This is a genomic window from Agrococcus casei LMG 22410 (genome assembly GCF_900163565.1).
Classification (GTDB): Bacteria; Actinomycetota; Actinomycetes; order Actinomycetales; family Microbacteriaceae; genus Agrococcus; species Agrococcus casei.
Genome location: NZ_FUHU01000026.1, coordinates 69,960 through 82,391, shown reverse-complemented (window position 1 = coordinate 82,391; position 12,432 = coordinate 69,960). Strand labels below are relative to the sequence as shown.

15 protein-coding genes are annotated in these 12,432 nt (G+C 65.1%); 1 reads left to right on the top strand and 14 read right to left on the bottom strand.

Going from position 1 to position 12,432, the window contains the following annotated elements; translation table 11 throughout:
- Window positions 1–192: 192 nt before the first annotated feature.
- The 7 genes from CZ674_RS05375 to rpsB form a co-directional block, all read right to left on the bottom strand.
- On the bottom strand, window positions 193–822 hold the full coding sequence (locus CZ674_RS05375; protein ID WP_086991503.1) for an aggregation-promoting factor C-terminal-like domain-containing protein: 630 nt from the start codon (window positions 820–822) through the stop codon (window positions 193–195).
- A gap of 56 nt (window positions 823–878) precedes the next feature.
- The gene (locus CZ674_RS05370) at window positions 879–1,430 is read right to left on the bottom strand and encodes a DivIVA domain-containing protein (protein ID WP_159456911.1); all 552 of its coding nucleotides are present in this window, start codon (window positions 1,428–1,430) and stop codon (window positions 879–881) included.
- Between the two features lie 43 nt (window positions 1,431–1,473).
- Window positions 1,474–2,394, bottom strand: coding sequence for a phosphatidate cytidylyltransferase (locus CZ674_RS05365; protein WP_234988444.1), 921 nt, complete (start codon window positions 2,392–2,394; stop codon window positions 1,474–1,476).
- Window positions 2,395–2,413: 19 nt separating this feature from the next.
- Window positions 2,414–2,968 carry a ribosome recycling factor gene (gene frr / locus CZ674_RS05360; RefSeq protein WP_086991501.1) on the bottom strand — a complete coding sequence of 185 codons (555 nt, stop codon included), beginning with the start codon at window positions 2,966–2,968 and terminating at the stop codon, window positions 2,414–2,416.
- A 25-nt stretch (window positions 2,969–2,993) separates the two neighbouring features.
- The gene (pyrH, locus tag CZ674_RS05355; RefSeq protein WP_086991500.1) at window positions 2,994–3,722 is read right to left on the bottom strand and encodes a UMP kinase; all 729 of its coding nucleotides are present in this window, start codon (window positions 3,720–3,722) and stop codon (window positions 2,994–2,996) included.
- 94 nt (window positions 3,723–3,816) lie between these two features.
- Entirely contained in the window at window positions 3,817–4,644 is an 828-nt protein-coding gene (gene tsf, locus CZ674_RS05350; RefSeq protein WP_086991499.1) for a translation elongation factor Ts, read from the bottom strand.
- Window positions 4,645–4,692: 48 nt separating this feature from the next.
- Window positions 4,693–5,595, bottom strand: coding sequence for a 30S ribosomal protein S2 (rpsB, locus tag CZ674_RS05345; RefSeq protein ID WP_086991498.1), 903 nt, complete (start codon window positions 5,593–5,595; stop codon window positions 4,693–4,695).
- Window positions 5,596–5,890: 295 nt separating this feature from the next.
- On the opposite strand from rpsB, the gene CZ674_RS14150 reads away from it, so the two are divergent.
- Window positions 5,891–6,532 (top strand): murein hydrolase activator EnvC family protein, encoded by a 642-nt coding sequence (locus tag CZ674_RS14150; protein ID WP_159456910.1) that lies wholly within the window; start codon window positions 5,891–5,893, stop codon window positions 6,530–6,532.
- Here the strand turns inward: CZ674_RS14150 and CZ674_RS05335 are convergent.
- The 7 genes from CZ674_RS05335 to CZ674_RS05305 all read right to left on the bottom strand — a co-directional run bounded on the left by CZ674_RS05335 (window position 6,417) and on the right by CZ674_RS05305 (window position 12,398).
- Window positions 6,417–7,307 (bottom strand): tyrosine recombinase XerC, encoded by an 891-nt coding sequence (locus tag CZ674_RS05335; protein WP_086991497.1) that lies wholly within the window; start codon window positions 7,305–7,307, stop codon window positions 6,417–6,419. The genes CZ674_RS14150 and CZ674_RS05335 overlap by 116 nt on opposite strands.
- On the bottom strand, window positions 7,304–8,212 hold the full coding sequence (locus CZ674_RS05330; protein WP_086991496.1) for a metallophosphoesterase family protein: 909 nt from the start codon (window positions 8,210–8,212) through the stop codon (window positions 7,304–7,306). Before CZ674_RS05330 ends, CZ674_RS05335 begins: the two co-directional genes overlap by 4 nt.
- A 25-nt stretch (window positions 8,213–8,237) precedes the next feature.
- Entirely contained in the window at window positions 8,238–9,476 is a 1,239-nt protein-coding gene (gene dprA, locus CZ674_RS05325; RefSeq protein ID WP_086991495.1) for a DNA-processing protein DprA, read from the bottom strand.
- Window positions 9,473–10,993 carry a YifB family Mg chelatase-like AAA ATPase gene (locus CZ674_RS05320; RefSeq protein ID WP_086991494.1) on the bottom strand — a complete coding sequence of 507 codons (1,521 nt, stop codon included), beginning with the start codon at window positions 10,991–10,993 and terminating at the stop codon, window positions 9,473–9,475. The genes dprA and CZ674_RS05320 overlap by 4 nt, the downstream gene beginning before the upstream one ends.
- Window positions 10,990–11,343: a YraN family protein gene (locus tag CZ674_RS05315; protein ID WP_086991493.1), complete on the bottom strand. Its 354-nt coding sequence runs from the start codon at window positions 11,341–11,343 to the stop codon at window positions 10,990–10,992. Before CZ674_RS05315 ends, CZ674_RS05320 begins: the two co-directional genes overlap by 4 nt.
- Window positions 11,344–11,429: 86 nt before the next feature.
- On the bottom strand, window positions 11,430–11,753 hold the full coding sequence (locus CZ674_RS05310; protein ID WP_086991492.1) for a DUF2469 domain-containing protein: 324 nt from the start codon (window positions 11,751–11,753) through the stop codon (window positions 11,430–11,432).
- Between the two features lie 57 nt (window positions 11,754–11,810).
- On the bottom strand, window positions 11,811–12,398 hold the full coding sequence (locus tag CZ674_RS05305) for a hypothetical protein (RefSeq protein WP_086991491.1): 588 nt from the start codon (window positions 12,396–12,398) through the stop codon (window positions 11,811–11,813).
- Between the last annotated feature and the right edge of the window lie 34 nt (window positions 12,399–12,432).

Sequence of the window (12,432 nt, the reverse complement as noted above, 5' to 3'; positions counted from 1 at the left end):
TTCGACGACCTCGCCCGAACAGCCAGGGCACTTGTACGCCTTCAGTGCGCGTGACGGAGAGACCGGCTGAACCGACCACGAAATGCCCCTGCGCACCTCGGTGCGAGGAATGCCGAATGAGACCCTGTCTACGTCAAGCGGAGTATGCGGCTGCTGACGTCGCTGTGATCGACGTCTGCGAGCCATGAGCCTCTAGTACCAGCCCACTGCTTCGGAGTGACCCCATGCGCCACAAGGCGTGCCGTAGCGGCCCTCGATGTAGCCGATGCCCCACTTGATCTGCGTGGCGGCGTTGGTCTGCCAGTCGCCGCCAGCCGAAGCCATCTTGCTGCCGGGGAGCGACTGGGGAATGCCGTAGGCACCGCTCGAGGGGTTCTGTGCATACACGTTCCAGTTGGACTCGCGCATCCAGAGGTTGTAGAGGCACGAGTACTGGTCATCGCCCCAGCCCTTGGCTGCGAGCATCTCACGCGCGATCGCCTGGGCCGAGCCGGGGTCGGGTGCGTCAGCCTGCGGGACGCTGACGGATGAGTCGCCGTCGTCATCAGAGCCGGACGATTCAGAAGCCGTCTCTGACGGGGTCGGCGTGGGCGACTCGACAGTGAACTCGTCCTGCTCGAACGAGACGCCGTTGCCTTCGACCGCTGTCATGGCCTGCGCCGGCAGGTCGAGGCTCGGAAGCGTCTGCGGCTCAGCGAATGACGCTGAGGCGGGGTTCAGCATCGTGGCCAGAACGAATCCGCTGGCTGCAAGGAGCGCGCCGATGGATACGGCTTTTCGCGTCGTCGAACGGCTGTCTGCGGAGGCTGGTTTGCTGAACATCCTGAGCAGAATATCACGGAACGGTAACGTCCGGAAGAACTGCGTCTGCCGCGTGTCTAGCGCACGGAGCGCATCAGGCCGACGATGACATCAAGGGTCTGATCGACCTGATCCTCGTCGTATCCCCCGCGCTGTGCGTCAAAGCGCTTGGTGAGCACTTCGCTGGGCGTCATCTCGGGCCCGTCATTCAGGTAGCTGGCGAGACGAGCAGCGTACTCGTCGACCTGCGCGATGCGGTAGCCCTTCGTGAAGGCACCGACCTTCGGAAACTTCTCGCCATCGGCGGCAGAGAGCTGCTCGAGGGCCTTCATCGCCTCTTCCTGCACGCCGCGGTAGAACTGCTCTTCGCCCTGCTCAGCGATGGCCCGTTCGCGCTCGCGCTTGGCAAATGCATCCTCGAGACGATCCAGAGCCGAGTCGACATCCTCCGGCGAGTATCCGCCCTTGACCAGGTCAAAGCTGACCTGGCGGATGTATCGGGAGTCGATGCCGGTGACCTTGGTGACTTCAGCCGCATAGGCCCTGCGGGCATCCTCGAGGAAGTCCTCGACCTGCTCGGTGCTGTAACCGGTCTGCGATCGCTTTACCTTGGGGAACGTCGAACTCACGCTACTCATTCAAGCACCATCAGGCCCCGCATGCGCAATCGGTCTAGTAGATCCACTGGTACAGGCCCAGTGCGACCACCGCAGAAGGCAGGACTGAGTCGAGGCGATCGAGAAAGCCGCCGTGCCCCGGAAGAATCGTCGAGATGTCCTTGATCTTCAGGTCTCGCTTGATCAGCGACTCCATGAGATCGCCGACCGAGGAGGCGATCGCGATGAGGCCGCCGAAGATGAGTCCGAACCACCACGGCTGCGAGATCATGAACAGCGCGAGGAGCACACCGGCGACGAGCGCGAGGATGAAGGCTCCGATGAAGCCCTCCCAGGTCTTGCCAGGACTGATCCGGGGCGCCAGCTTGTGTCGACCCAGCAGCACTCCCGACACCAGGGCGCCGGTGTCGACCACGACCGTCACAATGAGGAACGCCAGCAGCCACCACTGGCCATTGGGCATGCTCAGCAGCAGAACGGCGAATGATCCCAGGACGACCACGTAGGCAAGGCAGAATACTCCCGCTGCAATGTCGGCGACGAATGCACGAAAGCCGGTGCGAGTCTGCGGTCGCACGGCCAGCTCGACAGCACGCCAGAGTGCGACCACGACGGCCGTCGCACAGACGCCGAGCCACAGCCCCTGGCCGCCGAAGAAGTAGGCGATCGGCACCACGGCAGTGCCGCCGACCAGCAGCGGCAGCCGCGGCACGTCGCGGCCGGCGAATCGAAGCGCGCTCGAGAGCTCATACAGCGCGAAGCCGACCAGGCCGACGCCGACGAGGATGAACAGCTCTTTGACGAAGATCACGCTTACCAGAACGACCAGCCCAAGGACCAGAGCCACCGCAATCGCCATGGGCAGATTGCGTCCTGCCTTCTTGTTCACGCGGTCGTTGACCGCTTCGACCTGCTCGCGAGCCAGTCGAATCTGCTCGGTGATGCCCTGATCCTCAGACCTTGGACGGCGTTTCACTTCGTGCCTTCGGTGAGCGCTAAACCTTGAGGAGCTCTTGCTCTTTGTTCTTCAGCGCCTCTTCGACACCGTCGATCGCCTGCTTGGTAATCTGCTCGAGGTCTTTTCCTCCGCGCGAGATCTCGTCGTCTGAGACGTCGCCCTTGAGAGCCTCGAGGTCAGACATGGCGGTGCGTCGCACGTTGCGAATGGCGACACGTGCCTGCTCTGCCTTGTCTTTCACGACCTTGACGTAGTCCTTGCGGCGCTCCTCGGTGAGCTCAGGCATGACGACGCGAACGATGGAGCCGTCGTTCGACGGGCTGACTCCGAGGTGCGGAGCTGCGACGATGGCGCGCTCGATGTCTTTCAGCGCCGACTTGTCGAACGGCGTGATGACGAGCTGGCGTGCCTCGGGCTGCTGGAATGACGCGAGCTGCTGCAGCGGTGTGGGCGTGCCGTAGTACTCGACCATGACCTTCTCGAAGAGCGCGGGGTTCGCACGCCCGGCGCTCACGTTCTGGAAGTCGTCTTTGGCAACCTCGACCGACTGCTGCATCTTCTCTTTGGCCGTGGCCAGAACCTCTTTGATCACTGCGTACCCTTTCGTCGTAGTCAGTCTAGTTGTCGGCCGGCGCGTCTGCGGTGACGAGCGTGCCGATCGGCTCACCAATAATCGCCCGGGTCAGCGATGACTCGCCCTCCATGCCAAACACGCGCATCGGCATGCCGTTGTCCATGCAGAGGCTGAACGACGTCGAGTCGACGACCTTGAGTCCCTGAACAAGCGCTTCCTGGTACGTGACTCGCTCAAGCTTTCTGGCGGTCGGGTCGTGGCGGGGGTCGGCCGTGTAGACGCCGTCGACGCCGTTCTTGGCCACGAGGACTTCGGATGCGCCGATCTCCAGTGCGCGCTGTGCGGCTACCGTGTCGGTCGAGAAGTAGGGCAGGCCTGCTCCGGCACCGAAGATGACGATGCGCCCCTTCTCGAGGTGACGCGACGCACGGCGCGGAATGTAGGACTCGGCAACCTGTGTCATCTGGATTGCAGACTGCACTCGGGTCTCGGCGCCTGCCTGCTCGAGGAAGTCCTGCAGGGCGAGGGCGTTCATCACGGTGCCCAGCATGCCCATGTAGTCGGCGCGGCCGCGCTCCATGCCGCGCTGGCTGAGCTCTGCGCCTCTGAAGAAGTTGCCGCCGCCGACGACGATCGCGATCTCGACCTCATCGGATGCCGCCGCAATCTGGCGCGCGATGGAAGAGACCACATCGGGGTTGACGCCCAGCGATCCGGCGCCAAAGGCCTCGCCTGACAGCTTGAGCAGGACACGACGCTTGGAGTTGGTCATTCTGGCCTTTCGTAGTGTGGTTCGATGCTACCCCGACGGGGTGCGCGCGTGAAAAGACGGACTGGGAAAGATCCCAGTCCGTCTTCACATCGAATTACGCGCCGATCTTGAAGCGCGAGAATCCGGAGACCGTGAGGCCTGCGGACTCAAGCACCTGACCGACCGACTGCTTGTTGTCGCGGGCGAATGCCTGGTCGAGCAGAACCGTCTGCTTGAAGAAGCCCGTGAGGCGTCCTTCGACGATCTTCGGAAGCGCAGCCTCAGGCTTGCCCTCGGAGGTCGCGATCTCTGCAGCGAGCGAGCGCTCCTTCTCGACGACGTCGGCAGGGACCTCGTCGCGAGTGATGTGCTCGGGTGCGAACATCGCAATGTGCTGAGCGACTGCACGAGCCGTGTCAGCGTCGTCGCCCGTGTATGCGACCGTCACACCGACCTGCGGCGGGAGGTCCTTGGACGTGCGGTGCAGGTAGACAGCGAACTTGTCGCCCTTGAGCGTCGAGACCTGAGCAAGCTCGATCTTCTCGCCGATGACGGCGGCCTGCTCTTCGACCAGCTGGCGGACGGTCTTGCCGTCGACAGCCACTTCGAGTGCCTCGTCGACGGAAGCCGCGCCGGCTCCGGCCACTGCATCTGCGATCTGGTCGGCGAGGCCGATGAACTTCTCGTTCTTCGCGACGAAGTCGGTCTCGCAGGCGAGCACGATCATCGACACCGAGTCGCCGGACTCACGAGCAGCCACGAGGCCCTCGGACGTCGAGCGGTCAGCGCGCTTGGCGTTGCCCTTTGCGCCCTTGAGACGCAGGAGCTCGGTCGCCCGTGCGACGTCGCCCTCTGCCTCGACAAGTGCATTCTTGGTGTCGGTCATGCCGGTTCCGAGCTGCTCGCGCAGCGCCTTGAGGTCTTCAATGCTGAAGTTGGCCATGATGGCCCTCCCTATGTGTTGAGTCGAACTGTGTGTTGAGTCGAACGATCAGTTGGATTCAGCGGCTGCGTCTGCAGCGGGCGCCTCTTCTGCGGGAGCCTCTGCAGGTGCAGCGGCCTCCTCAGCGGGTGCTTCTTCAGCGGCAGGTGTCTCGGCAGCCGGAGCCTCTTCAGCAGCAGGCGCTTCTTCCTTCGACGTGGTCTCAGCGTCGAGCAGCTCGCGCTCCCACTCAGCCATGGGCTCGACCTCGTCGCTGCCCGAGTGACGCTGCTGCAGACCCTCGGCTGCCGCGTCAGCGATCAGCTTGGTCAGCAGAGCCACCGAGCGGATTGCGTCGTCGTTGCCGGGGATGGGGTACTGCGAGTCGTCGGGGTCGCAGTTGGTGTCGAGGATGGAGATGACGGGGATGCCGAGCTTCTTGGCCTCGTCGATCGCCAGGTGCTCCTTGTTCATGTCGACGATCCAGACGGCGCTGGGCGTCTTCGTGAGGTTGCGGATGCCGCCGAGCGACTTGTGGAGCTTGGTGAGCTCGCGGTGCTTGATCAGCATCTCCTTCTTCGTGAAACCGCTGGTGGCGATGTTCTCGAAGTCGAGCTCCTCGAGCTCCTTCATGCGAGCGAGGCGCTTCGACACGGTCTGGAAGTTGGTCAGCAGACCACCGAGCCAGCGCTGGTTGACGTACGGCTGGCCGACGCGGGTTGCCTGCTCAGCGATGGCCTCCTGAGCCTGCTTCTTGGTGCCGACGAACAGGACGCTGCCGCCGTGCGCGACGGTCTCGCGGACGAAGTCGTAGGCGCTGTCGATGTAGGCGAGCGACTTCTGCAGGTCGATGATGTAGATGCCCGAGCGCTCGGTGAAGATGAAGCGCTTCATTTTCGGGTTCCAGCGGCGAGTCTGGTGTCCGAAGTGGACACCTGCGTCGAGCAGCTGGCGCGTGGTTACTACGGCCATGATGGTTCTCTTTTCTCTGGGTTTGATCGGGAGGGCGTTCTGCTCTCCCCCTGGCGTCCGGGAGTCAGCCTCGCCGATCACTGTCAGAGACAGCATTCGGAACCGTGAGACCGCCACCTGTTCGGGCGCGCGAAGTCACCTCATTCGAGGTGCTGGATACGATTCTACACGAGGCCGAGCTTCTGCTGCTGCAATCCGCGCCGGGCGTGCGCGATCGACGCTCTCCACCGCATCCGTTGTCCACATTGAACCAGAAGTCACGGTGCCGGCGGGTGCGCTGTGCTGTTGTGGTCGCATGCATCGAATCGTCACCGCGCTGATCACAGCAGCTCTGCTTGCCGGCATCACAGGTGCCTCTCAACTGGGTGCCTCGCAACAGGTCGTCGCAGACGAGCAGTGGCCGTGGCCGGTCGACTCGCGCGCGGTGGCTCGTGCCTTCGAGAAGCCGCCGCAGCCGTGGTCTGCAGGCCACAGGGGTGCAGACATCCGCGCGGCTCAGGGAGCCGTGGTCACCGCTGTCGCCGACGGGGTCGTGCATCATGCCGGCCAGATCGTCAGTCGCGGCGTCGTCTCGGTCGCACATGCAGACGGCACGACCATCACGAGCTACGAGCCGGTGCACCCGCTCGTCGCAGAAGGCGATGCAGTGTCTGCCGGCCAGCCGATTGCCGTGATCGAAGGGGTGCATGCGGGCTGCGGGTCATGCCTGCACTTCGGCGTCAGGGTCGACGACGAATATCAGGATCCGATGATGTGGCTTCGATTGGAGCGCCCCGTGCTCCTGCCGCTGGGTGACCCGGGCCGCTCTGATCGCGCTTGGTTCACGCGCGCGGATGCGCGGACTTGTACGACGAAGCGAGCCTCTCGAAAGAGACATGCGTGTAGATCTGCGTCGTTCCGAGACTGGCATGGCCCAGCATCTCCTGAACAGCCCTGAGGTCAGCACCCCCATCGAGCAGATGCGTCGCAGCGGTATGTCGAAGGGTGTGTGGCCCGGTGGGCCCTGACCCGGGGACCTCCTGCAGCAGCCCGGCAACAAGCTCGCGCACCTGTCGTGTGCCAAGACGGCCTCCTCGAGCTCCGAGAAAGAGTGCCGGGCCGCTCTTCTGCGTCGCGAGCTCGGGTCTTGCGGCCAGCCAGCCCGCGAGGGCGTCGAAGGCGGGTCGGCCGAACGGCACGACGCGATCCCGATCGCCCTTTCCTGTGACGCGGATCGTGAGCCTGTTCAGATCGACGTCGTCGATGTCGAGGCCTGTGAGCTCGCTGACGCGCACCGCGCTCGCATAGAGCAGCTCGAACACCGCCAGGTTGCGGACGTCGGATGGGCGGCCCTCGTCTGCCAGGCCCTCGAGCGTCGTGAGCAGCTGGCCGATGCCCTCGTGGCTGACCACCCGGGGAAGCCTGCCGCCGCGCTTCGGCGTCTTGAGCCGCGCCGCCTCTGAGCCTTCGAGATCGAGCCACGCTGAGAACTGCCGCACCGAAGCAGATCTGCGCGCCAGCGTCGTGGAAGCGAGCCCTGCCTCGCTCGATTCGTACAGCCAGTCTCGGAGGGCGTCGATAGGCAGGGGCGGAACCTCGTGCAAGCCGAGTCCGTCGAGATGGTCTGCAAGTGACCGCAGGTCGCTGCGATAGCCGCGAACCGTGTTCTCGGAGAGTCCGCGCTGGCGCAGCAGCTCGTCTGCGAACGCATCGATCGCCGCATCGATTCTCATGCAGGAGACTTTCGACTGAATGCCTCGCGTCGCTCGTCATCAGGCATGGAAGCGAGCTTCGCGAGCAGCGATGAAGGCAGCGGGCTCGTGCCCTCGTAGGCTCTCGACTGCACGCTCCAGTGGGTGATCGTCTCGGCATAGACCTCGACAAGCGAGAATGCCTGGGCATCGTCGATGCCGCGCATCGACTCCGGGCTCACCGTGAGGTCGTCGACATAGCTGATCGCACCGGCCACCGAGACCGGCACTCCCCCGCATGTTCCGCCGCCGACGACATGCAGATGCCCCGCCAGGATGAGCCGCACGTCGGTGTCGCGCACGATGTCGGCGAGCTCGTCATCGTCGACGAATTCGAGCAGCCGCATGACATCGGTCCTGTACGGAACAGGCGGATGGTGCATCACGATGACCGTGCCGAGGGGCGCAGGCATGCGCAGCTGCTCGCGGAGCCACTCTGCCTGCCCCTGATCGAAGCCGCCATGGTGGTAGCCGGGCAGGGTGGAGTCGAGCGATATGACGCGGAGCCCGCCGAGATCGTGCACTGCATCGAGGGGCGCCTCAGAAGCCTCGAGGCCGAGCAGGTGCTCTGCCATCGGCGGCCGCTCGTCGTGGTTGCCGGGCGTCACGATGAGCTGCGCACCGAGCTCATCGGCGGCTGTGTCGAGCAACTGCAGCGCGCGGGCGTACGCTTCGGGTTCGGCCAGGTCAGTGATGTCGCCCGAGACGATCAGTGCGGCAAGCGGGGCTTCCTGCCCCCGCACCGTCTCGCGAAGCCGGTCGAGCGATTCGACGAGCCGCGCATCCGTGTCGATGGAGCGGCCGAGCAGACCGCCCCCTGCCAGCAGATGCGTGTCGGTGAAATGGGCGAGCGTCGTCAGTGGCGCCGGATGCTTCCCAAAGCTCATGCTCCGATGCTACCGGCGGCCTCCGTCATGCACTCGTGCCACGCGTCTTGACGAATCCGTCGGGCCTTGACCGCACGCTCCCTGCCAGCTCGAGCAGCCCGAGGCCGCCGAGCACCTGATCGTGCGACAGGCCTGCCAGCTGCGCAACCTCGGATGACGAACGCGCCTGGCGAATGCTGAGCGCATCCAGAATCCTGACCTCTTCAGCACCGACCACGTCGAGCACCGCATCTTCGGCCTGCTCCCCGTGCACGAGGCGCACGAGATCATCACCGCCTTCGATCACCTCTGCCGAGTACTCGCGAAGCAGACGGTGGCAGCCGGTGCTCGTTCCGCTCGTGACCGGCCCCGGGACGGCACCGAGCTGGCGGCCGAGCGCAGCCGCATGGCCCGCCGTGTTGATGGCGCCAGACCTGCGGCCTGCCTCCACCACGATCGTCGCTGGGACGAGCGCGGCGATGACCCTGTTACGAGCCAAGAAGCGCCAACGAGCTGGTGGCACCCCGCTCGGAACCTCGGCCACGACCGCACCCTTGTCTTCGATTCTCTCGATCAGCTGCTGGTGTGCCGACGGGTAGAAGCGGTCGAGCCCACCCGCCAGGACGCACACGGTCTCGCCTCCCGCAGCGAGGACGACGCGATGCGCAGCGGCGTCGATTCCGAAGGCGCCGCCCGACACGACAGCGATTCCGGCGCCGGATGCGCGCTCGGCCAGTTCGGCTGTGACCTCTGTTCCGTAGGCCGTGGCGGCTCGAGAACCGACCAGCGCCACTGACGACGCCAGGCTGCCGACCTTGGCGGGATCTCCCCTGACCCACAGCGCGGCCGGCGTATTCATGCCGAGATCGTCAAGCTGCGACGGCCAGTGCTCGTCATCAGGCAGAATCAGACGCTGCTGCCAGCGAGCTCCCTGCTGCATCACCCGCCGGAACGCGGCCGGCTGCACCCTCGGCGTCCACCTGCTCAGCGCATCCTGCAGCCCCTCGACGACCTGCTGGTCTTCGGAGCCGAGCCGCTGCAGCCATTCGGCCCGGTCTGCGCCGCGCACCAGCAGCTCGAGCGATTCGACGGCGCCCAGCACGTCACGCACGACGCCTCCGAATGCATCGCCGGGCTCGACGACGGATGTCCAGCACGCCCTGGCTGCCACCTCCTGCGCACGATGCGGATCGAGCCGCGCGTGGGGGCCCGAGAGCGGGCTCGCAAGGTCTACGGCCTCGCTGTCGGAGAAGATTCCGCGGACGCCAGAGCTGCGTGCAGTCATTGCAGTGCCTTTCTGAATGCAAGGGAGCGAGCCAGGTGCGCGCTCGTCGGAGCAGGTGCCGAGTCAAGATCGGCTGTGGTCCAGGCCATGCGAAGGATCCGGTCGTATCCACGCATGGTGATGAGCCCTCGTTCGAGCGCCGTGTCGATGGCCTTCGTCTCGCCCTGGGCCAGCGGATGGGTCTTCCGCAGCCACGTGCCGGACACCTCGCCCATTGCGCGCCAGGGGGTGTCGCACAGGCGATGACTCGCTCTGGCTCGGGCTTCGAGCACGCGCGCCCGAATCTCGTTGCTCGTTGCCGAGGGCTGCGCCGCCGATCGGCTGACGCTGCTCAGCCTCGAGACGCGCACCTGCAGGTCGATGCGGTCCATGAGCGGGCCAGAGAGTCGCGAGAAGTACGACATTCGCTCTCGGGAGCTGCAGGTGCAGTCTCCGTTGCCGAGCTTGCCGCACGGACACGGGTTGGCCGCCATGACGAGCTGGAAGCTCGCCGGAAAGCGAGCGACTCCCCGTGCGCGATGGATCACGACTTCGCCCGACTCGATCGGCTGGCGCAGCATGTCGAGCACCGACCTCGGAAACTCGGGTGCCTCATCGAGGAACAGCACACCGTGACCTGCTCGCACGGCAGCACCAGGACGAATCTGCCCGGCGCTTCCGCCTCCGATCAGCGACGCAGCTGTCGAGGAGTGGTGCGGGCTCTCGAACGGAGGAGACAGGTCGAGCCGGTCGCTCGGCCTCTCGCTTGTCAGCGAACGCACGGACGCCGCTTCGAGGGCCTGTTCGGTCGTCAGCTCCGGAAGGATCGTCGGCAGACGTGCCGCGAGCATGGTCTTGCCTGCCCCTGGCGGGCCGACCATGATCATGTGATGCCTGCCGGCGGCAGCGAGCTCGAGTGCTGCGATCGCGGCCTCATTGCCCAGGACGTCGACCATGTCGAGCCTCTGCGACTCAGCCTCCTCGACCTCGTCGAAGCGGATCGCCTCGACCGGGTACGGAGCGATGTCAGCCCCGAGCGCGCTCGCCGCATGTGCGAGGGACGCAGCGCCGATGACGCTCACGTCGTCGACGAGCTCTGCTTCGGGCACGTTGGCCGAGGGCACCACAACCCGGGCGATGCCGCATCGCTGCGCAGCGAGCACCATCGGCAGCACTCCCCTCGACGGACGAAGCCTGCCGTCGAGTCCCAGCTCGCCGATGCACACGGTCGACTCAGACTCCTCCTCGGGCACGACTCTGCTTGCTCGAAGCAGCGCAATGGCGATGGCGAGGTCGAAGTGCGAGCCTGCTTTGGGCAGAGACGCGGGTGTCAGGTTGATGACCACCTTCGTCTCAGGCGGCGTGAAGCCCGAGTGCCGCATCGCGCTCCAGGTGCGATGCTGCGACTGCCGCACTGACGCATCCGGCATTCCCACCATGTGCACTTTCGGGAGGCCCTGCAGCACATCGGCCTCGACGGGAACCAGGGTGCCTTCGAGCCCGTGCAGGGCGATGCTGGTGGCGCGGCCGATCGTCACGACATCGCCTCGACGTGCTGGATTCGCGCCCGGCCCTCGGGCTTCAGCTCGATGCCGATGGCGTCGAGACGGATGCGTCCCCGGCGATCGTGCGCCCGCATCCACTCGACTGCCAGCAGGCGCAGCCGAGCCAGCTTCTCTTCGGTGATCGCCTCCAGCGGGGGCCCGAAGCGGGCGCTCCGCCGTGTCTTGACCTCGACCGCGACGGTGAGGCCTCCTGCGAACGCGACGATGTCGAGCTCGCCCAGCGAACAGCGCCAGTTGCGATCGATGATCTGATAGCCCTGTCGCTCAAGGTGCTCTGCGGCCAGGTCTTCGCCGATTCTGCCTGTCTGTGCTCGATCCTTCACAAGCACAGCATCGGCGAGCGAACACCGGAGTCACCAGCTCCGGCTGCTGGCTGTGCAGAGTCGGCACCTGTGGAGAGCGTGCGGGGCTACTCCTCGAGCGAGAGGTCTTGCGGCAGCTCGATCTCTCTGGACTGCAGCTCTTCGACGTTGACGTCTTTGAACGTGAGCACTCGCACGGACTTCACGAACCTGTCAGCCCGATAGATGTCCCAGACCCAGACGTCAGTCAGCTCGATCTCGAAGTAGAAGTCGGTTCCGGCGTCGTGACGCGTCAGATTGACCGAGTTCGCCAGATAGAACCGTCGCTCTGTCTCGATGACGTAGCGGAACATCCCTGCCACATCGCGATACTCGCGAAACAGCTGCAACTCGACCTCACGGTCGTAGTCGTCGATGTCCTCTGGTTCCACGCTTCAATCCTAGCCATGCCCCTGCAGCCGGGTGAGCACGAGGCGAGCAGGGGCCGGTCACTGTTCGCGAAGCGTGTAGTGCACGCTCGCGGCAGCTGCATCGGTTCGGCTCGGACCGATCACGACCACAAGCTCGTAGCCGGGCTTCTGAGCGTGCGTGATGGCATTGTCGCCTTCTACCGTGCGCTCGGTGACGATCCAGTCAGATGCGTCGAACTGGTTCACGATCTCCATCTCGACGATGATCATCTCGTGATCCGTGTCGTACTCGCCGACGAAGAGCGGATCTGATCCCGGCATCGCCGTCATCTCCTTGACACAGGGATAGAACGGCACCGAGAGCTCGGCAAGCAGGGCAGGCGGGCTGGTGACGTAGCCGGAGTCTTCGTCGGAGCATGCCTGGCCGACGCTCTCAACCTGGCTCTCGGGCTCGGATGCACTCTCGTCCCCGTCGTCGGCCGCAGTCGGCGTCGCTGGGCCCTCCGATGACGCGGCAGGACTCTCAGCAGCAGTCTCAGCCGCTTCTGCAGCCTCGGGAGGTGATGCCGTGGTGTCGCCTTCCGCCAGCACACCGGAAGTGCAGGCCGACGTACATGCCAGAGCAAGCACCAGCAGGGTCAGACCGACCCTTCTCATTGATCGCATTGCGAGGCTCCTCTTGATCTCTGCCGAACCGATG

What these genes read in the sequence shown, in the direction of transcription:
- CZ674_RS05375 (WP_086991503.1), bottom strand. Translation starts at nt 822, where the DNA reads ATGTTCAGCAAACCAGCCTCCGCAGACAGCCGTTCGACGACGCGAAAA.
- dprA (WP_086991495.1), bottom strand. Translation starts at nt 9,476, where the DNA reads ATGACTGCACGCAGCTCTGGCGTCCGCGGAATCTTCTCCGACAGCGAG.
- CZ674_RS05330 (WP_086991496.1), bottom strand. Translation starts at nt 8,212, where the DNA reads ATGAGCTTTGGGAAGCATCCGGCGCCACTGACGACGCTCGCCCATTTC.
- pyrH (WP_086991500.1), bottom strand. Translation starts at nt 3,722, where the DNA reads ATGACCAACTCCAAGCGTCGTGTCCTGCTCAAGCTGTCAGGCGAGGCC.
- tsf (WP_086991499.1), bottom strand. Translation starts at nt 4,644, where the DNA reads ATGGCCAACTTCAGCATTGAAGACCTCAAGGCGCTGCGCGAGCAGCTC.
- CZ674_RS14150 (WP_159456910.1), top strand. Translation starts at nt 5,891, where the DNA reads ATGCATCGAATCGTCACCGCGCTGATCACAGCAGCTCTGCTTGCCGGC.
- CZ674_RS05335 (WP_086991497.1), bottom strand. Translation starts at nt 7,307, where the DNA reads ATGAGAATCGATGCGGCGATCGATGCGTTCGCAGACGAGCTGCTGCGC.
- CZ674_RS05305 (WP_086991491.1), bottom strand. Translation starts at nt 12,398, where the DNA reads ATGCGATCAATGAGAAGGGTCGGTCTGACCCTGCTGGTGCTTGCTCTG.
- rpsB (WP_086991498.1), bottom strand. Translation starts at nt 5,595, where the DNA reads ATGGCCGTAGTAACCACGCGCCAGCTGCTCGACGCAGGTGTCCACTTC.